The organism is Paenibacillus dendritiformis, assembly GCF_015845845.1.
In the GTDB taxonomy this organism is placed as follows: domain Bacteria; phylum Bacillota; class Bacilli; order Paenibacillales; family Paenibacillaceae; genus Paenibacillus_B; species Paenibacillus_B dendritiformis_C.
This window is the reverse complement of sequence record NZ_LDIG01000296.1, coordinates 1-20,852: the sequence shown is the minus strand read 5'-3', so window position 1 is coordinate 20,852 and position 20,852 is coordinate 1. Positions and strand designations below refer to the sequence as shown.

Genomic DNA, 20,852 nt, shown 5'->3' with positions numbered 1-20,852 from the left:
CCAAATCACATTGAATCAAAATCTCCGCTAAAAGAGTCGCCTCCTACCCCGTCTCCCATCGACTCCGGTTCTCCCCGGTTAAGGACGATCTTCATGTTCCGGGCGAGACTGAGCTGGATTTTGGTTAATCCGTCAAGGACCTCAACAATTTGATCATGAATTTCCAACGGATCACTGATTTGCTCTTTATGATTGACAAAAGCGGTCTCCGTCAAATGATTCAGCATCCAATTTCGCGTTTTTTCTGCTTCCACCGCTTTGGCTTCCAAAATCATGGCGACATTCCACTGCATCTTGGCTATCGCATCCAGTATAAGATGATAGGAGTGCTCTCTGCTCAACCGGTCTCCCCCCTATCAATTCATTCTTCGCTAACGTCGTTCAATTCTTTGATAACATGTTCAAGCTGCTCGGCCAACGCCTCTTCCAGCTCCGCGATTCCGTTCAGGTAAGCCACGATATTTTTTGTTAATGCTGCGGATTGCGCCTTCAGTCCGCTCAGGCCGGCAAAATCGGGATTAACGTCGGGCAGGCCGTGAATAAGCTGTGCCATTCGGACCGCAACCTGACGTTCCGCGTCTAGAACGCGTGCCATATGCTGATGCGTATGGGACATATGAACAATAATTTGGTCCACGACGTTATGCATGCTTCTTCCTCCCCGGCAAAATAACGGATCGCGCACAGGTGATAGCTCCACTTCCTTGTCTTAACATATGCGGGCCACAGGCAAGTGTATACGGGCCATCCGCCCAAAACTGCCCACAACCGCCGCCTTTTCTAAAGCCCAGCCTCATCGGCAGTCAAAGCTTACAAGTGAAAGGAGGTAATAACCGGCGCCGGAATGATCGGAAGCCCCTCTTTCAATTCGTCTCTCTCTTTATCCGTTCGCGGCTGCACCCGGTTCTCCAACTGCCATCTGCGAAGGGCATGCTCGCTGATGATTTCGCGGTATTCCTCTCCTTGACGCTGGTACCATTTTCCCGCTTCGGTCGTGAATACGGCCCCATCTGCGATCTCCCCGTTCGGTTCGGATTGGCGCTGCCATTTGTCACGGGCAGCCCCCGCATCCATGGCCGGTCCCGTCGGCCAGCCCCGCAGGTCAATTTGCGAGACAGTTACGATCGGGACGCCGATATGGCCGACAAGCGGATATTTTGTGCCGTGCTCAACCCAATAGACCGTATCGGTCAATCCGGTGACCGCAACATGCGTCGGGTAGAAATCATGGCATCGGGCAAGTCTCGAACCCATGTTCGCTTCCCTCGCGCGCTGCACCAAGTTAAATGAATTTCCCCATTTGTCACGGAAAAATGACGCGTTTTTGTCATTGATAATCTCAAACTGTTCCCCGAGTTCCCTCATCGTTACGCTGCCGTAATGATGGATGAACGTATCCCGCGCAATCACGAGCTTGCGTCCGTTCAGGCGAACACGAAGCACATAATCTTCATCTTCGAAATTGCCGATCTCGAAGCCTTCGTCGAGATAGCCGGTCGTCTCGAACAGTTCCCGGCGGAATAGGAGGCAAAACCCGACTATCCGATCCGTTCCTTGCCATTTTCCCGCATTCGGCACATTATGTGTCGCTGCGAACGAATACATATCCTCAATGCTTTGATAAGGAACTTCAATCAGTTGTTCTCCACTGATGAAATTCGTCACTGGCCCGACCATTCCGATTTTGTCATCGCTCTGGAGGCAGTTAAGAAGATTATTGAGCCAGTTCGGAGTTACGAGAATATCGTTGTTCAGTATGCAGATCGTCTGTCCCTTCGCCATCATCAGCCCCGTATTAACCGCTCCAGCGAAGCCGCGGTTATGCTCATGGATATGGAAGCGAAGCTTCCCGGTATTCCGGTGAAGATAGGCAGCAGTGCCATCTGTCGAGGCGTTGTCGACGACGATGATTTCATGGGAGATCGGTGTATGGGACTCGATGCTGGCAATACACTGCTCTAACAGGCCGGCCTTGTTATACGTTGGGATGATGATGCTCGTGCCGTCGAAGGGAACTCCGTATTGGGCCTGCCCGACACGCAACCCTTCCGCATAGCCGCGGGCATATCCTCGATCGTATCGTTGTTGTCTGCTCCGTCCGGATGCAGCCCGCATGAAAGATGCGGGGACGCGCCGCTTGCCTGCGTGCACACGGCGAATGTCACGGCGGGAACGCACTGGTGGCATCTCGGCGCACCTCCTTCATTTGAGTTAAGATATTTGAATCTTGCCTTCTACTATAAGATTCGCCAAATGTCCAAAATCAATGGCGACCTTGCCGAACTGTTCGGCAAGGCGCTGAACCAGGATGACGGCAGGAATGCCTGCAGCGACAACAGCCAAATCATAATCATGCTCGGCGGCTTCCTCGAGAACGGCAGGAATGTCATGAATGCCTTTAACCGGGGAGATTGCACCAGCGATAACAGCTCCTTTGCCGGCAAGAACCGCGGCAAGCGAATGGGCCGTATTGCCGATGACGAGCACGCGCCTGCCTTGGATCAGCCGAGTCAAATAACCTTCCTCGGCCAACAAATAATTAATGGTAGATAAAGTAAACCGGCGTGGCGCGATTTGGATACCGTACGCTTGAAAAACGGGGAACAGCAGCCCCTGGAAGTTCGGTTCCGGGGCAACTGGCACGCCGATAATCGAAGCTGTGCGCACTGCCTCCGCCAGTTCATCCCGATGGACGTAATTCGGAATACTCATGCCCGAATATTCGAGGAATGTGCCCTCCCTCCGCACTAATTCCGCGCTCAGCACGGTGTCATGCGCCAATGCCATCAGTTCGCCGTCTCCCAGCCGCACGAGCGAGCACGGAGCGCGCTCCTGCAGTGCCTTCTCCAGCTCCTGGAACACTTCCTCCACTCCCATCAGCGGCTTCAGCAAATGGCGGACCTGCTCCACTCCCAAGGAGATGACGTGCTCCACCGAGATATCCGGAAGCAGGGTCATGTCAGGAAGGAACCGGGCCAGGATGCGTTCCCCGCCCTCATACTTTCCTTTGCGGAACCCGTCCTCAAAACTGAGCCGCCGTTCGGTATCCACGTCAGGCGGCGTCTCCTGCGTCGTGCCGGCAGCAGGCTCGGCAGCAGGCCTACGATTGCGCTTAATCTGCCGTACCGGCCGCTCCCCGGGCGGCTGCCGCCTGCGATACAGATGTGCTGCTCTGCGGGACAGGCGTCCCTTACGGCTAGCCCGCAGCATCCTTACACGAGAAATGCGCCGGCGGCGAACCGTAATTTTTGCCATTCATGTCTCCTCCCTTCCTGGCTTCATCTGTATGGCGAAGAGGACAGCGCGCCGGCTTCGGTATAGAAATCAGACAACTATCTTCCGTTCAAATACGCTCCGGACAGGACACGTTCCCACCATGAGCGGTTGTTCACATACCAAGATATTGTCTCCTTCATCCCTTCGGCCAAGCTTACGCTCGGAGTCCATCCGAGCTCGCGTTCGGTCTTGGCAGGATCAATCGCATAACGCAGATCATGACCCGGGCGATCGGAGACGAAGGCAATGAGCGATTCTGGCTTCCCTAGCTCGTTCAGCACCATTCGGACGACTTCCAGATTTGTGCGCTCCTGGTGGCCGCCGATATTATAGACCTCACCCGGCTGCCCATGCCGCAGCGCTGCGTCAATGGCTGCGCAATGATCATTGACGAAGAGCCAGTCGCGCACATGGGAACCGTCCCCATACACGGGAATCGGCCGATCCCGAATCGCCTGCGTAATAATGGTAGGGATAAGCTTCTCCGGAAATTGGCGCGGTCCGTAATTGTTCGAGCAGCGGGTAATAATGACTGGCATGTCATACGTGCGGGCATAGGAGCGTGCCAGCATATCCGATCCAGCCTTGCTGGCGGAATAGGGGCTGTTCGGCATGAGCGGGGATTCTTCAGTAAAAAATCCGGTCGATCCTAGCGTTCCGTACACTTCGTCGGTCGACACGTGAATAAAGCGGGGAATGCTGTGGCGGCGTGCCGATTCCAGCAATCGGAACGTGCCTAGCACATTCGTGCGGACGAATGACTCCGGATCGGCAATGCTGCGATCAACATGGGATTCGGCGGCAAAGTGCACGATCGCATCGAATGCTCCCTCCGCCATAACCTGTTCCACAGCCGCCGCATCCGTAATATCGGCCCGTACGAATCGATAGGCTTCGCTATCGGCAATATGCTGCAAATTATCCGGATTGCCTGCATAAGTGAGCACATCCAGGTTCGTAATGTGCATTTCCGGGCGACGGGACAGCATATAGAGAATGAAATTACTGCCGATGAACCCCATGCCTCCGGTTACGAGAAGCCGGTTCATAACTCGACCTCCTTCAACTCTTGAGCCGCTTCATGCAGCGACTCGAACGTGCCCGCATCCGTCCACCACGATCGAAGCACATCATAGTGCAGCTTGCCTGCGGCCGCGTACCGGTTGTTGACATCCGTAATCTCCAATTCCCCGCGCTTGGATGGCGCAATCGCCTCAATATGCTGAAAGACATCGGTATCATACATGTAAATGCCCGTGACGCAATACGATGATGGCGGATGCTCCGGCTTCTCTTCAATGCGGACGATCCGCTTCGGATTGGCGCTGTCGAAGACAGGCACTCCGTATCGCTCCGGGTCGGACACTTCACGCAGCAGAACGCGTGCCTCGCCAGGCCTCTGATCGCCGAATGCCGCTGCATACGAGGCCAGATCGTCCCGGAATAAATTATCGCCGAGCAGTACGATGAATTTCTCTCCTGGAGCAATATACGGCTTCGCCAGCGAGAGTGCTTGGGCGATGCCCCCCGCTTCCTCCTGGATGGCAAAGGTCAAATGAACGCCATAAGACCGCCCGCTCCCATAATACTCTGTAAATAAGGAGGCTGACATTTTCCCGATAACCATAATAATCTCCGTAATGCCCGCCGCACGCAAGCGTTCGATGCCATAGCTGGCCATAGGGTGCCTGCCAACAGGCAGCAGATGCTTATTCATAAGCTTCGTCAATGGATATAGACGGGTGCCTGTACCTCCCGCCAAAATAATTCCTTTCATTCGATTCCCTCCTAAGAGTATGTTGGGGAAGCCGCCGCTCTGTGAACGGTACGGGGCTTACACGAATACGCTTCATATGCGCCCTGCCAGGCGGAGGATACAAATCATCCCCGGTTCCTCCTCTCGGCAATCTGCTCGCGTTGGTGCCTCTCGCTGAAGAATGACGCATTTTCCTCCCATAAGGAGTGAAATGCCTCCACATGATCCCCGATGATAAGCTCGGCTACCGGATTCGATGCGCCTACATTCGTGCGGCGTATGCGATTCCTTCCGATAACGTCGACCGCATGCACCGCTTCCGTGCGCAAGCCCCGGGACAAGGCAAGAATCTGGAATTTGGGAGGAACGATTAAATTCTGCACGCCAACGGTATCCAGCGCGCGGCGAGTAATGGCATGAGGGACAGCGGTCAGCGAATTGGCATGCAAATCGGCGCGGCCCAGACTGCGGTTCAGCCACTCTTTGCAGTGTGTAATTCCATCCCGCTTGAAGAAAGGTCCCAAGAACGGACTAATGTCGTTAAGAGCCACATCGACCCCATTGTCGCATGCCCATATAAAAGCGCCGAGCTCTTCCGCAGCAATCGGGATATCGGCATCCGCGAATAACAGAATCTCCGCTTGAGACAGACTCGCCCCGATAGCGCGCCCAACGTCATGGCCAAGCGCTTCCGGGTAGTGAACGATGCTGGCGTCCTCCGAAGCTTCCAGCACCGCCTGCAAGCTGCCGTCCGATGAGCCGTTCACCACGACGATGGTGTGCGACAGCGGCAAGCGACCGAGCTCCTTCAACACTCCTGCGATGCTGTCTTCTTCATTTTGGGCGCACACGATTGCATCTATCGGCCTCGTGGTCGGAATCAGTACGGCTTCCCTCCCGTTCTGGTACCTTCCTGTCGTAAATCCGGCTCTGTACGCTTTCGCCAACTCCCTGACTTCCGAGTAGGATAAGGGTTCCAGCCGGTATGGCGCGAGGAACTCGGTGAACCGGCTTTGCATGAAGAGGACGATGTCCTTGCACGTATCCAGCCCGCCCAATGCGGCATATTCGTCGCCGTGCCGCCTTCCCGCATCCTGGGCAGCCTGGAGCCATGCTCCTTTTGCCCGCGACTCGGGAAGCTGTATCTTCCATTGCGGAAGCTGCTTATGTCCGCGTTTCCGGAGCCGGCTTCGTCTTATCATGCGGCCTGCCGGCAGTCGCCGGGAACCCTTTCTTCTTCCCCGAATCGGCTGGCGTCGGCGGGCGGAACGGCGCAGTCCCCGGATAACGTTCTTTATTCTGCGGAAGGATCGCTTCCTTCTCATGGCATCATGTCACCCGCTCCCGTTGTCTGGTCAAATCCGAGTGGCCGCCCCGGGGGCCCCGCTGTTCCATCAGCCAGCGAATCGCCTGCAAATGATCTTGGCATATCAGCGGCTCGAGCGGATCCTCGCCCGGTCCCCGCACGCGTATCCGGTTCATGCGGCCAACGTCAACCGTATGCACCGCGTGGACATCCAGTCCGTACACGATAGCCATCGTATGCGCAAGCGGCGGGACGGACAGCGCGTCGGCACCCATCAGGTCAAGCGCCCGGCGGCTCAATGCATGGGGAACGGCCGTCAAGGAAGCTCCCCCCAGATCCTGCCGGGACAGCATGGCATTCAATGCGTGCTTTGCAAGGACAACGCCGTGTACATCATGCTTCCGGACAGGCCCCTGATAATTATTGAGAGCGACATCGACGCCGTTGTTCACCGCGTGAACGAAAGGGCGCAATTCTGACGCAGGCAGCACAATATCGCCGTCGATGAACAGCAAAATGCGTCCTGCCGCTACTCGGGCTCCAACGGTTCTTCCCTTATCGTGGCCAAGCGGAATCCCGAAGCGAAGGACGCGGGCTCCCATCTCTTCTGCGATGCGATCTGAACCGTCCGTCGTTCCGTTCGCGACGACAATGACCTCTGTGGCCGGATGCACCTGTGCCGCCCGTGTAATGACACGGGCCAGTGTCCGCCGTTCATTCAACACCGGGATGATGACCGACACCAAGGGATCGGAAGAACTATGGATTCGATATCGTCGTACCTGCCGGCGGGTACGCTTTCGCGCAGAACGATATCTTTTGGAATGAGCCATTGCACGTCTCCCTCTCGGGCAAATTGCACATGTATTTACATCCCATTGTATGAGGCATAGTCCAGAGTGCAACGGCTCATGTGCACATTCGGCCATCTTCCTTCCATATAACCCGGCGGATCGCCCCGGATGCGCAAAAAAAGCCGCCAGTTGGCATCTGGCGGCTTCCTTGCTTCACCGGCGTATCGGCGGCAAGCTAGCCGATCGCAATCCAGGATACGCAGCCGAACGGCTGCGACTGTGGATCTTTGCGGTGTACTTCCAGAACGGCGCTGTGCGTTGCTTGCGATTTCAGCACGGCATGGCATTCCGGATGATTGGTCATCGCGACAAGAACATATTGATTATTCGGGAACGGCTCATCGAAGGCAATCCGAACGTCTACCCGGTCTGTCTCCCCCTGAAGCAGAAATGCGCTCATCCCGAATTGCTGCAGCGCTCCGGCGCGCGGCATCGAAGTCCGCACGGGAACGAAGGAACAGGTCTCCGGTGTAACCGTTCCAGGCTGGAGCACAATCGAATCCAAGACCCCCTCTTCCAAATGCTCGGCCCGGATGCTCCCCGCGGCGATATGTTGGCCGGAAACTTCCCCTTCGCCAATATGGCGGCTCGTGACTTCGCCCGTACCGATATGACGGCCGGTGACCTCGCCCTCGCCGATATGGCGGCCCAATACTTCGCCTGCTCCGAGATGATGACCGGTGACCTCGCCTTCGCCAATATGGCGGCCCGTTACTTCACCCGCTCCAATATGATGGCCGGTGACCTCGCCTTCGCCAATATGGCGGCTCGTGACTTCACCCGCTCCGATATGATGGCCGGTGACCTCGCCCTCGGCGATATGGCGGCTCGTGACTTCACCCGCTCCGATATGATGGCCGGTGACCTCGCCCTCGGCGATATGGCGGCCCGTTACTTCACCCGCACCGATATGATGACCGGTGACCTCGCCTTCGCCAATATGGCGGCCCGTTACTTCACCCGCTCCGATATGATGGCCGGTGACCTCGCCTTCGCCAATATGGCGGCTCGTGACTTCACCCGCACCGATATGATGGCCGGTGACCTCGCCCTCGGCGATATGGCGGCCCATGACTTGACCCGAACCGATATGATGGTCCGTAACCGCTCCTTCGCAAATATGACGGCCCGTCACTTGACCCGAACCGATATGATGGTCCGTAACTGCTCCTTCGCAAATATGACGGCTCGTTACTTCCTCCGTACCGATATGATGGCCGGCTACCTCGCCCTCGGCGATATGGCGGCCCGTTACTTCGCCCGCTCCGATATGGCGGCCGGCTACCTCGCCTTCGCCGATATGACGGCCGGCTACCTCGCCTTCGCCGATATGACGGCCGGCTACCTCGCCTTCGCCGATATGACGGCTCGTGACTTCGCCTGAACCGATATGTTGACCGGCTACTTCTCCGTCGGCGATATGCTGGCCTATTACTTCACCTGCACCGATATGACGGCCGGCTATCTCGCCCTCGGCAATATGAGCGCCCGTTACTTCGCCCGCTCCGATATGACGGCCGGCTACCTCGCTCTCGGCGATATGGCGCCCCATGACTTGACCCGAACCGATATGATAGTCAGCGATCGTTCCTTCACAAATATGACGGCCGGTGACTTCGCCCGTTCGGATATGCTGACCGCCTATCTCGCCTTTGGCGATATGACGCGCAGTCACTTCCTCCGAACCGATATGCTGGCCGGTGACCTGGGCTTCACCGATATGAGAGGCGTTTATTTCCCCTGCCCCGACATGTTGGCCGGCAACTTCGCCTTCGGCAATATGGCGGCCGGTGACTTCGCCTGCTCCGAGATGATAGCCCATAATCTCGCATTCGGCGATATGGCGGGCCGTGATTTCTGCCTCTCCGATATGCTGGCCCGTTACCTCGCCCTCCGCGATATGACGGGCGGTGACTGCTCCTGTGCCAAGATGCTGACCGGCTACCTCGTTCTCCGCGATATGGCGGCCGGTAATTTCTCCCTCTCCGATATGCAGGCCCCTTACCTTGCCCTCCGCGATATGACGCCCGGTGATTTCGCCTGTTCCGATATGCTGACCCGTTACCTCGTTCTCGGCGATATGGCGGCCGGTGATTTCTCCCGCTCGGAGATGTTGGCCTCCTACCTCGCCCTCCGCGATATGGCGGCCGGCGATTTCCCCCGTTCCGATATGCTGACCCGTTACCTCGTTCTCGGCGATATGGCGGCCGGTGATTTCGCCCGTTCCGATATGACGGCCCGCTACCTCGTTCTCGGCGATATGATGGCCGGTGATTTCTCCCGCTCGGAGATGCTGGCCTCCTACCTCGCCCTCCGCGATATGGCGGCCGGTGATTTCTCCCGCTCGGAGATGCTGGCCTCCTACCTCGCCCTCCGCGATATGACGGCCGGTAATTTCGCCCGCTCCGATATGCTGACCGGTTACCTCCCTCTCCGCAATATGACGGCTGATAATTTCGCCCGCTCCGATATGCAGGCCCGTTACCTCGCCCTCCGCGATATGACGGCCGGTGATTTCTCCCGTTCCGATATGGCGGCCGGCTATCCCGACCTCGGCGATATGACGGCCGGTGACTTCACCCGTTCCGATATGATGGCCGCCTACCTCGCCCTCGGCAATATGGCGGCCTTTTACTTCGCCTGCCCCGATATGCTCTCCGGCTACTTCGCCTTTGCCGATATGGTAGCCCGCAACTTCGCCTTCCGCGATATGGCGGTCCGTGATTTCGCCTGCGCCGATATGCCAGCCGGATACCTCGCCCTCCGCGATATGGCGGCCGATGATTTCACCTGCTCCGATATGACGGCTCGCGACCTCGCCTTCCGCGATATGGCGGCCGGTGACTTCTCCTGCTCCGATATGATGGCCCGCTACCTCGCCCTCGGCGAGATGGCGGCCCGTGATTTCGCCCGTTCCGATATGATCGCCCGCAACCTCCCCTTCCGCGATATGACGGCCGATGACTTCTCCTGCTCCGATATGACGGCTCGCTACCTCGCCCTCGGCGATATGGCGGCCGGTGACCTCGCCCGTTCCGATATGGCGGCCGGCTACTTCTCCCTCGGCAATAAGGCGCCCGGTGACTTCTCCTTCTCCGATATGCGAACCGGTGACCTCGCCTTCCGCAATATGGCGCGCTGTGACTACCCCCGCGCCGATATGCGATCCCGACACTTCCCCTTCGGCGATATGACGGCCGGTGACCTCGCCTGCTCCGATATGCGAACCGGATACCTCGCCTTCCGCAATATGGCGCCCTGTGACTGCCCCCGCGCCGATATGCGATCCCGACACTTCCCCTTCGGCGATATGGCGGCCTTTTACTTCGCCCGAGCCAATATGCCACCCGGCCACTTCTCCCTTGGCAATGTGATGGCCTGTTACGACGCCCGCACCGATATGCTGGCCGGCAACCTGGCCCTCGGCAATATGATGAGCCGTTACTTCGCCTGCGGCCAGATGGCTGCCGACTACGGATCCGCCCGCAATATGCTCGGACTGGACAGCGCCGGCGCCGATATGCTCACTGGCGACCGCTTGCCGGCGGATATGCCGCCCCTCCACCGCCGCTTCCTCCAAATGCGAGGACTGGATCGCCTGCTCCTGCAAATGGATCGAGCCGACGCTCTGATGAGCCAGCTTCGCTGCCGTAACGGCTCCGGCATGCAGCATTTCCGTCTCGATCGATTCTTCCGGAATGACAATGGCCTCCGCCTGCGGCGGCGTTGCCGCAGTCGTTAACAGCTCCATGACCTCTTCGTTGAGATGCGACAGGCCGACCGCTCCGTCTGCCAATTGCTCGCTTCCGATCGCATCGGTCTGAATATGGGCGCTGCCGATAGCGCCAAGCTGCACATGGAACGAATGAACCGCGCCGCCCGCCAGCTCGGCGCTGCCGATCGCTTCCGGCTGCACATGCTCGCGTGCGACGCTGCCCGACTCCAGCTTGGCGCTCGTCACGCAGCCGTCGCCCAGGCTCCGTTCCGTCACGGCGCCGTCCTGAAGCATATCCGCACGAATGCTTGCCGCCTGCAAATGCTGTTCTCCGATTGTCTGCTCCCGCAGATGATGCGGAAGCACAGCCCCTTCGCTTATATGAGCGGAGGCGATCAAGCCGGGCTGGAGATGCTGGCTGTCAATCACCCCCGGCTGCAAATGGCGTCCCGTGACCGCAGCCTGCCGAATATGCTCGCCCGTAACCGCCTCCTTCTGCAGATGCTCGGCTTGAATCGTGCCGGAGGCGACATGATGGCTTCGCACCGCGCCGGCCAAGAGATGGCCGCTGCCGACTGCGCCTTCCGCCAACGCCTCGCCGCCGACCGAATCCGAAGCGAGATGCTCGCCCGACACCGAGCTGGCGGCAAGATGCTCCGAACGGATCACTTGCACCGCGATATGGCGGGAGTGAACCGAATCATCGGCCAGATGACCGGCCTGGATGGCGGCATCCGTCACATGCCCGCTCGTCACGGAACGGGGTTGAAGCTTGCTTCCGGCCAGACTGCCGTCCGGGATAATGTCGCCGGTGAGGACATCGGCCCCCAAATGCGCCATCGTAATCGTGCCTTTGCGCAGATGGTAACCCTGAATCGATTCCGCCTGGACGTGCTTGCCGGATATCGCTTCCAGCGCCACATGCTTCTCCATGATGGACTGGGGAGCGATGCTGGCCGCAGTTACGCTGTCCTCCTGCAGCATCCCTGCAGATATCGCTTTCGGCTGAATCTGATCCTCGCCGACAGAGTGCGACGCCAGATGGACGGACCGGATCGCCCCTTCCCGGACGTGGTGAGATCCGATCGAACCGGGGGCCAGCTTTATGCCGGTTACGGCTTCCTCCGCCAAATGATCGGTCTCTACGCTGGCCGCTTGCAGGTTCCGGGCGGCAACGCTCTCGTCGGCCAATTTATCTCCTGTCACGGCCGCATCGCCGAGATGATCTGTCCCGATGCTCCCGTCCGCGATATGCCTGGCCTGAATGGCTCCCTCGACCACGTGCTCGCTGGCTACGCTGGCTGCATCAAGCTGAACCGAGCCTATGCTGCCGGGAAGAACATGCTCGGCGCGAATCGCCCCTTCTTGGATGGCCGCCCCCGAGACCGACCCGGGCTGCAGTCGATCCGCCCCGACCGAATTCGGAGCGAGGTGCTGCGCCTGTACGCTTTCCTCCGCCAGGATGTCGGACGTGACGGCTCCGGAAGCGAGATGTGCAGCCGTCACGCTGTTCTCCGCCAGTTTGTCTGCGGTTACGCTTCCGTTCGTCAGCTTGGCGGTCGTGATGGACAAGTCGCTCAGTTTATCGGTCGACACGCTCTCCGGAGACAATTTCAAAGACGTAATAATATGGTCGGCCAGATGATGGGAATAGATGACTCCCGTCCCGATATGGCGCTCGCAGACGGCATTTACCGACAGCTTCTCGCTCGTGACGGCCTCCGGAGCCAGCTCGGTGGACTGGATGGACTGCGGATAGATATGTCCCGACCGAACCGCTCCGATGGCGATATGGTCTTCCTGCACCGCCTGCGGGCCGATAGCATCGGGCCCCACCGCTCCCTCCGCCAGATGATGCTGCTGCACGCTGGCATAGGCGAGCTTCTCCGGCGTGACGCTGGCAGACGCCAGCTTCCGGGCTATGACCGCTTCATCCGCCAATTGGTCGGACGAGACGGCGGCCGGAGCCAGCTTGGCGGTAGTGACCGCCTCTTCGCCAAGATGCCTGCTCTCGATCGCCTGATCGGCTACATGCCGGCCTTCCACCGCATCATCGGCAAGATGAGCGCCGTGAACCGCTTCCGCCATGATATGGATACCATTGACAGCACCCGGTGCAATGTGTGTCTCATTGATTGCCGCCTCAGCAATGTGAAGCGGCTCGACGGACTCAGGGGCCAAGTGCTGTCCGTCGACCGATTGCTTGGCGAGGTGCCGGGAACGGACCGCTTCATCCGCCAACTTCGTCGAGAGCACGCTTTGATCCGCCAGCTTGGAGGAGGTGACCGCGTGCTCGACAAGCTTCATCGTGCTGACAGATTGATCCGCCAGCTTGGCGGTAGTAATGACTCTGTCGGCCAGATGGCGGCTGCTGATCTGTCCGGGGCCGATATGACCCTCGCGAACGCTATCTTCCGCCAGATGACGGGATTGCACCACCTCGTCGGCCAGCGGCTCGCTGGTGACGCTCTTCGCTTCCAGCATCGCACCGGAGAGCGTGCCGGGCGCGATATGAGTGCTGTCGATCTGCCCGGGGCCGATATGGCGGCCCTCCACCGCCTGCATTCCGATAGCGCGGCCTTCAACCGCCCCTTCGCTGAAATGGCGGGCATCAAGGCAGCCCGGCGCCAGCTTGTCGCCGGTAATCGCCCCGGCGCGAAGCTTGGAGTTCGTAACCGATTCGGGCGCCAGCTTGGAGGCGTCAACCGATTCGTTTGCCAGATTTTCCGTGCGAATGGCACCGCTGCGGATTTTCTCCGCGGTAATCGCTTGATCTTGAATGAGATTCCCCGAAATAAGCAGCTCGCTCAAATGCTTCGCCTGGATCGAGCCTTCCGCGATCTTGGATGAATCGATCGTTTTGTCCGCCAGCTTCTCCGATGTGATGCTGCCATCCTTAATTTTCTCCCCCGTAACGGAACGGTCGCGCAGCTTTCCCCCGGACACGGCATTGCGGATTAAATGCTCCCCGGCTATCGAGTTGGGAGCAATTTTGGATCCGGTTACCGCCTCCTCGGCGATTTTCAAGGATGTAACGGCATAGTCCATCAGCACGTCGGTCCCGATGCTCTCGCGCCGCAGCTTCGATCCGCTGATCGAATAGGCGGCCAACTTCTCCTCCGTCACCGCTTCATCCGCGATATCATCGGTATAGATAAAGGCGGTTGAACGCGCCGAACTCCGCTTCTCGGCCAGCAGCTTCTCCTTCGCCTTGCGGGTCTCGGCGGCATTCGCTTCAGGCTGAGCGGGTGGCGGAGAGACCGGGGCGGCCGGTTCGTCCGTGCCTGGCCGTGCGGCGGCAGCATCGCGCGCTGCAGGCCCCATCGGCATTGTTCCCGGCATGTTGAATGCCGACGTATAGGTCGGATGCTCTTCTTGGCTTTCCTTGCGCGCGGGCCGGTCCTCTTCGCCCGGCCGGGAACGTTCCGTACCGGCATACCGCTTCGCTGCGCGCTCAATGCGGCGGCCGCTCCCTGCTTGACGGGACGTCGGCCTTCCCGGCGGCGTCAGTTCACCTGTCCCTTCGGGTTCTTCCGGTTCCACCGCTGCGGGCGGGTTCTCGGGAAGCAGCCGCTCCTCTTCGGCCTCTGCCGCCTCCGTCTTCGCTTCCAGTTCTTCCTTGACTTCGTCGGCGGACCGGTCCCGCTCGGATACAGCCGTGATCGGCGACAGAGCAATCTCTTGCTCCGGCTCTACGGCTTCCAGGGCAGCCAACGCATTGACGCTTGCCCTTTTGGCATCGTCCGGCGGCTTTTTCGTTGAACTGAGACGGTCCAGCAGCGATAACTCCGACTGGTTCGGATTGTCGACAAAGTATAGCGGCTTTTTGGGCGATTTCTTTAATCCCTTGGTTGTCCGCTTTTCATTTTTCTTTTTCATGTGCTCTCTCCTTTCCGTTCTATGCCCAACATATAGAGCATCATATGCGGTATAGGCCCATATCGTCACTCGCCTATATGGAGAGAATGAGATGTCAAGGAACGGACAAGATGCACGGCGGTTCCACGGACAGGGCCTGCTTCAGCCGGAGCGGTCAATGAAGCCGGCCCAGCGCTCCGCCGTCTTCTCCCAGGTGAACGTCCCGCGGACATGCCGGTCAGCGGCCTCCCCCATCCGCCGCAGCGCTTCCCTGTCCCGCAGCAGCCGGACGAAGGCGGACGCCAACCGAACAGGCAGACGGTTCGGCGGGACGAGCAGCCCGGTCTCTCCGTCCCGGACGATTTCCTGAATCCCCCCCACCCTGGAGGCTACGACCGGGACTCCTGAAGCCATCGCCTCCAGATTGACCAGACCGAACGCTTCCCGGCGCAGCGACGGGACGGCAAGAAGGTCGGCCATCGCGTACCAAGCCGGAATTTCCTCATGCGGGACATAAGGCACCATCCGGATGTGATGCGGGTACTTGCGCGCGAACCGTTCCAGACGGCGCACGTACGCCGTCTTCCAGTTCAATCCGTAAGAAGCGCCCCCGACAATGACGAACAGCGCCCGCGGATGCTCGCGGATGACCCGCGGCACGGCCTGCAGCAGCTCCCAGACGCCTTTTTGCGGAATAAGGCGGCCGACATACAAGACAATGTCCCGCTCTTCCCAGCCGCGCGCCCGTTTCCCTTCCTTGTAACGTTGGATCCCTTCCTCGCTCCAGCGTGAAGGGAAGCGCTCGACGTCCACCCCGAGCAAGTTGATGGCCGTCTTCTCCAGACATCCCGGACATGCCCGTATCACCTGCCTTTCCAAATAGCGGCTGTTCACAAATATCTGATCGGCGGCAGACAGCGCCCTTCGAAGCCCGGCTGGCGAGATTGCCTGTCTGTGCATGAAGGTGGTGGAATGAAGCTGGAGCCAGATGCGCGCGTGCGGAAAATGCTGCTTCAAGATCGGAATGTAGCGGGGACGGTTCTCGATCTGGATAATATCGGGTTGGAACGGAGCCATGCACCGGATCGCTTCATACACATACAACCGCAAGGAAACCGGTCCGACCCGTTCGACTTGGACGCCGCGCACCCATTCCGATTCGGCCTGCCCCGGCCATCTACGGCCGTACACGCGAACGTCCGCACGGGACGACACGAGACCCGTGACATTCTCGACCACTCGCTCCACCGAACTGCTGGAACCTGACGGATAAGGATAGGATCCTGGGGTTAGGATTGCAACCTTGGGCATAAGCTTTCTCCTTTCTAAGTGCTTCGCCGGACATGTCGGCTTGCGGCAGGACAGGTCTGCCAGCCTCCGCCGGTCAAGCTGGATCGGTAATTTGGACTAACATCCGTCTACACTCGTCCATGCGCGGCCGAAGGGGCGTTCATACAATACAGCAGCGACAGCGAGTCAGTGGACCAGTAGTTCAGAGGAGGTGCTTCCATGGCAGACAACCGCATCGGCATCCTGTTCAATTCGAACATGCTGCGGGGATTGCTGCGGAACAAGAGAGGGCATGAAGCCATAGCCTTCTACGAGGAAGCCGGGAGGCGCCACGGCGTCATTCCCTGCTTCATGCGCGTGGAAGATGTGAATGTGAGGCGGATGGAGGCCGTTGCGTATATAAGAGAAAGTACGGGCTACGCGAGAAGGCGCATCCCCGTCCCGTCCGTCATTCATAACCGGGCGATCTATTTTCGTGCCGGGGCTCATGCACGAGTCCAGTCGATGGTGAACCGCGGCACGGTTATTTTCAATCAGGTGAATCGATACGGAAAATGGAAGCTCCACGTTCTGCTTCAGCAAGATCCCGCGCTCGTGCCTCATTTGCCGATTACGGCCCCTGCCCGGCCGGGAACCGTCGCGGCAATGATGGACAGGTGCGGCGCAGTCGTGCTGAAGCCGGACAACAACAGTGTCGGACGCGGCATTATGAAGCTGGAGCGCAGCAGCGCCGGATGGACCATCGTCTACTCCAGACGAACAGCCGGCGGAGCGAGAAAGTGGCGGAAGGCGAATCTCCCGGGAGGAAGGCTGCCGCGCTTCGTGATTGCCCAGCTGCGGCGGACTCCCTATCTTGTGCAGGAGCTGCTTCCGCTCGCCCAGTATCACGATCGTCCTTTTGATTTGCGTGTCTCTGTCCAACGCGACGGAAGCAGAGAATGGCAAATCACCGGCATCGTCGGCCGGGTCGCGCCTCGGCATACCTTCGTTACCAACGTGGCGCAGGGAGGGACGGTGCATCGGCTCGAAGAGCTTGTTGCCGGCGCTTTACCGCATTGCTCCGTCGCGGAGGTGGTGGAGCGCGTCAGCGTATTCTCTCTGCATATCGTGAACCGCCTTTCGCGCAGCTTGAGCCATCTGGCCGATGTCGGACTCGATATCGGGTTGACGTCGGACAGCAAGCCGTTGTTCATTGAATGCAACGGGCGCGATCAACGCTACAGCTTCCGCGAAGCCGGCCTGCACGACATCTGGGAGGCCACTTATTGCAATCCCATCGCTTACGGAGCTTCTTTCCTGCAAAGCTAGCCAGGCGGCATCGTATGGATTATCATATTGAAAAAACAGGCGTTCTGTGTCAAGATAGTCCACAGAAGAGCGGTTTGCGCTCTCTTCTGCGGAATACAAATATACAGGACGCCTGTCCCGCTCCGCGGAGAATAGGCGCCTGCACTAGGTGATGAACAATCATGAAGAAACGATGGATGCGCCTGCTGACCGAATTGTCTTCCCGCAAATGGGTATCGCGCACAGCCGGGCGCGCGGCAAGCTCGGGATGGAGCCGCCGATGGATTCCTTCCTTTGCCAAGGCCTATAACATACAAGTGGACGAGGCGGAGAAGCCGATGTCTGAATACCGAACGCTGAACGAATTTTTCACCCGCCGCCTGAAGCCGGGGATGCGGCCGCTTGCTGCCGGCGAGGATACTTTGCTTAGCCCGGTGGACGCGCTGATTACCGGGATGGGGCCGATCCGGCAAGGTACGATCCTGAACGTCAAGGGGCAGGATTATACGTTGGACGAGCTGCTGCACCGTTCGCCTTACCAGCAGAAATATATGCATGGCTACTACTTCGTGCTCTATCTGAGCCCGACGGACTACCATCGCATTCATTCGCCGGTCACCGGCAAGCTGGTAGAGAGCGAGCACGTGCCGGGACGGGTTTATCCCGTCAATGACTTCGGTCTTCGCCACATGCCCCGCGTGCTGAGCCGGAATGAGCGGCTCATTACGTATCTTCGCCATGCGCATGGCGAAGTGTCCGTCGTCAAGGTCGGAGCGTTGAACGTGAGCAGCATCCACTATACGGACGGAACGCCGCTTCCCGCGTACGAGCGGGGGCAGGAGCTTGCCTACTTCGCTTTCGGCTCGACCGTTGTTCTATTGACGGAGAACGGCACATTCGAGCCGCGGGACGACTTGACTGTCGGATCCGCCGTGAAGATGGGAGAAGGCTTGGGCCGGCTGCAGGACACAGGGAACAGCCCGCGAACGGGAGAAGCATGAAATGCCCGCAACGAAGGATGGCCGCTTATCGATGAACGAAGGAACGTTCGCGATAAGCGGCCTTTTTTTGTCAGCGTATTTCGGAAGGGCTTCGCCCTGTGTACTGCTTGAACTGTCTGCTGAAAAAGAAGATATCCCGGTACCCGAGCGCGTCCGCCACTTCCGTTACATTCATCCCTGCATGATGCAGCAGATGCTCTGCCCGTTCAATGCGGGAGCGGATAATATACGTTTGCACTGAGGTACCGATCAGCTCTTTGAATTTGACCGAGAAATAACGCGGCGACAATTGGGCGCGCTGCGCCAAATCTTGGATGCGGTGATTGGCCCCCGGATTTTGCCGGATATAGTTGGCAATCTCATGAATCGCCTCGGAGAGATGATAGCTTGTCTTCCGTTCTCCGGTTCCTTCGCGATCGATGCGCAGCAGATGAATCATCAGCTGCTTGAGAACCAGCTTCGCCTCCTCCTCCGCCCCATAAGAGCGGGACAAGAACAAGCGGACGTAACGGGCCAGCAGATGCTCAAAATCGACTGTCTCCTCCAGAACGCGGTATGGCTCGGGGATCTCATCGACGGGACCTTCCACGTCAAAATGAATGTACGTCAGCGTCAGCGGCTTCTGCGCATTATGGGAAGCGACCGTATGGTCGCCCGGCCGGAAGAGGAAGCAGCTGCCTTTGCTGAGTTGATACGATACATCATTCAACTGCAGTTCTCCTTCTCCGTTCCATACATAAAAGAGATCATAATTCGGCATCGCCTTCTCGCGCTTATGCCATTTCCAGTTCGGCTCGCAAGTAATCTTCGCGCAGGCCGGCTTGATGACGTATCGGTTCGGTTCGGCGTTCAACACGGATGGTTCCTCCCTCCTTCCCGGATTCCATTCGGGAATTCTCTAAAGATGTGAATGTATTGCACCTTGTTCCACGCCTTTTATCATTTGCACTATTCTACTACAAATCGCTTCGTGAACACAATCATGCCGACCGCGAAGCTGCCGGCTTGCTGCGGGCGTCTTCGTTCCAACCCGTGACGAAAGCGGAAATTTGATGATATAATTAGGAAAAATCAATTTAGAATGATGTTGGAAGGATGGACGAAATGAACTCACTGGCTCAGCAATTGAATGACACGATTCAAAGAGACAACCCGAACATTTATGCCATGCTTTCGTGCCTCGGCCGCCAGATCTATTTCCCGAAGGAAGGGATATTAAGCCAATCCGCCGAAGCGGGGAACAAGGCGAAGCAATTCAACGCGACGATTGGCATCGCGACGGAAGGCGGCATTCCGATGCACCTGGACGTCATCCAGGAGACGCTGTCGGCCTACAATCCGAAGGACATCTACCCGTACGCGCCGCCGGCGGGCAAGCCGGAGCTGCGCAAGCTGTGGAAAGAGAAGATGATCAAGGAAAATCCTTCCCTTGCCGGCAAGCATATCAGCATGCCGATCGCCACCAATGCATTGACGCACGGATTGAGCATTGTCGCCGATTTGTTCGCCGACGAAGGCGACGCCGTCATTATGCCGGATAAAAATTGGGAGAACTACGAGTTGACCTTCAGCATCCGCCGCAGGGCCGAGATGGTCTACTATCCGCTGTACGACGACAATTGGAAGTTCAATAGCGCCGGACTTCGGGATGCGCTGTTCGCCCATCGCGACAAGGGCAAAGCCATCGTCGTGCTGAACTTCCCGAACAATCCGACCGGATATACGCCGGGCCGGGAAGAGGGCCAAGCGATCGTCAAGGCCATTCTTGAGGCGGCGGAAGCAGGCATGCGGCTCGTTGTCGTGACGGATGACGCTTATTTCGGTTTGTTCTTCGAGGATTCGATGCATGAGTCCCTTTTCTCGTCTCTCGCTTCCCTGCATCCGAACGTGCTGCCGGTCAAGGTGGATGGTGCGACCAAGGAAGAGTATGTATGGGGCTTCCGTGTCGGCTTCATTACCTATGCGGCAGAGTCCGAAGCGCTGCTCGCGGCGTTGGAGCAGAAGACGATGGGCATCATTCGCGCTACCATTTCCAGCGGGCCCCATCCTTCCCAGACCTTCGTCCTGCGCGCCCTGCAATCGCCGGAATTCGAAGCGCAGAAGCAGGAGAAGTACCGCATTATGAAGGCGCGTGCCAACAAGGTCAAAGCGCTGCTCGACAGCGGGAAATACGGGGACGTATGGAGCTACTATCCGTTTAATTCCGGATACTTCATGTGCCTCAAGCTGAACACTGTACCTGCGGAGAAGCTTCGCACCCATTTGCTGGACGCGTATGGCGTCGGAACGATCGCGCTTGGCGATACCGATCTGCGGGTTGCCTTCTCTTGCATCGAGGAACAGGATCTCGAGAAGCTGTTCGACACCATTTATCAAGGCGTGCTTGATATTAGCCGATAAAAGCTGCGCGGCCTGCGCAGATAAATCGAGTAGGAGGGGGCGCCTAGCCCCCGACCTCTCACACCACCGTACATACCGTTCGGTATACGGCGGTTCATGTTATATTCCG

General features: G+C 58.3%; 14 protein-coding genes. 3 read left to right on the top strand and 11 right to left on the bottom strand.

The genetic code is table 11. From position 1 onward, the window contains the following. Positions 1-5 precede the first annotated feature (5 nt). From ABD76_RS28575 to ABD76_RS28530, 10 genes are all read right to left on the bottom strand, one after another. The gene (locus ABD76_RS28575; protein ID WP_197260242.1) at positions 6-341 is read right to left on the bottom strand and encodes an alpha-helical endospore appendage domain-containing protein; all 336 of its coding nucleotides are present in this window, start codon (positions 339-341) and stop codon (positions 6-8) included. 20 nt (positions 342-361) lie between these two features. Beyond that, positions 362-649, bottom strand: a complete 288-nt coding sequence (locus tag ABD76_RS28570) for a nucleoside-diphosphate sugar epimerase (protein WP_197260241.1) — start codon at positions 647-649, stop codon at positions 362-364. Positions 650-810: 161 nt separating this feature from the next. Further along, entirely contained in the window at positions 811-2,187 is a 1,377-nt protein-coding gene (locus ABD76_RS28565) for a glycosyltransferase family 2 protein (RefSeq protein WP_197260240.1), read from the bottom strand. 24 nt (positions 2,188-2,211) lie between these two features. Beyond that, entirely contained in the window at positions 2,212-3,255 is a 1,044-nt protein-coding gene (locus ABD76_RS28560; RefSeq protein ID WP_206765846.1) for a GT-D fold domain-containing glycosyltransferase, read from the bottom strand. A 77-nt stretch (positions 3,256-3,332) separates the two neighbouring features. Continuing rightward, a complete protein-coding gene (rfbB, locus tag ABD76_RS28555; RefSeq protein ID WP_197260239.1) occupies positions 3,333-4,325 on the bottom strand; it encodes a dTDP-glucose 4,6-dehydratase in 993 nt (330 codons plus the stop codon). Then, positions 4,322-5,053: a sugar phosphate nucleotidyltransferase gene (locus ABD76_RS28550; protein ID WP_197260238.1), complete on the bottom strand. Its 732-nt coding sequence runs from the start codon at positions 5,051-5,053 to the stop codon at positions 4,322-4,324. Before ABD76_RS28550 ends, rfbB begins: the two co-directional genes overlap by 4 nt. Positions 5,054-5,157: 104 nt before the next feature. Next, positions 5,158-6,357 carry a glycosyltransferase family 2 protein gene (locus ABD76_RS28545; protein ID WP_242069868.1) on the bottom strand — a complete coding sequence of 400 codons (1,200 nt, stop codon included), beginning with the start codon at positions 6,355-6,357 and terminating at the stop codon, positions 5,158-5,160. A gap of 4 nt (positions 6,358-6,361) precedes the next feature. Beyond that, positions 6,362-7,171: a glycosyltransferase family 2 protein gene (locus tag ABD76_RS28540; protein WP_242069867.1), complete on the bottom strand. Its 810-nt coding sequence runs from the start codon at positions 7,169-7,171 to the stop codon at positions 6,362-6,364. A gap of 196 nt (positions 7,172-7,367) precedes the next feature. Beyond that, entirely contained in the window at positions 7,368-14,786 is a 7,419-nt protein-coding gene (locus ABD76_RS28535; RefSeq protein ID WP_197260237.1) for a WIAG-tail domain, read from the bottom strand. 141 nt (positions 14,787-14,927) lie between these two features. Then, complete coding sequence (locus tag ABD76_RS28530; RefSeq protein ID WP_197260236.1) at positions 14,928-16,076, bottom strand: glycosyltransferase family 4 protein; 1,149 nt, start codon at positions 16,074-16,076, stop codon at positions 14,928-14,930. A gap of 198 nt (positions 16,077-16,274) precedes the next feature. On the opposite strand from ABD76_RS28530, the gene ABD76_RS28525 reads away from it, so the two are divergent. Together ABD76_RS28525 and asd are read left to right on the top strand one after the other, a co-directional pair. Next, the gene (locus ABD76_RS28525) at positions 16,275-17,363 is read left to right on the top strand and encodes a YheC/YheD family endospore coat-associated protein (protein WP_197260235.1); all 1,089 of its coding nucleotides are present in this window, start codon (positions 16,275-16,277) and stop codon (positions 17,361-17,363) included. Between the two features lie 161 nt (positions 17,364-17,524). Next, a complete protein-coding gene (gene asd / locus ABD76_RS28520) occupies positions 17,525-18,343 on the top strand; it encodes an archaetidylserine decarboxylase (protein ID WP_197260234.1) in 819 nt (272 codons plus the stop codon). A gap of 70 nt (positions 18,344-18,413) precedes the next feature. Here the strand turns inward: asd and ABD76_RS28515 are convergent, their stop codons facing one another. Then, a complete protein-coding gene (locus ABD76_RS28515) occupies positions 18,414-19,199 on the bottom strand; it encodes a helix-turn-helix domain-containing protein (RefSeq protein ID WP_197260233.1) in 786 nt (261 codons plus the stop codon). 248 nt (positions 19,200-19,447) lie between these two features. Between ABD76_RS28515 and ABD76_RS28510 the strand changes: the two genes are divergently transcribed. Continuing rightward, complete coding sequence (locus tag ABD76_RS28510) at positions 19,448-20,743, top strand: aminotransferase class I/II-fold pyridoxal phosphate-dependent enzyme (protein ID WP_197260232.1); 1,296 nt, start codon at positions 19,448-19,450, stop codon at positions 20,741-20,743. Positions 20,744-20,852: the final 109 nt, after the last annotated feature.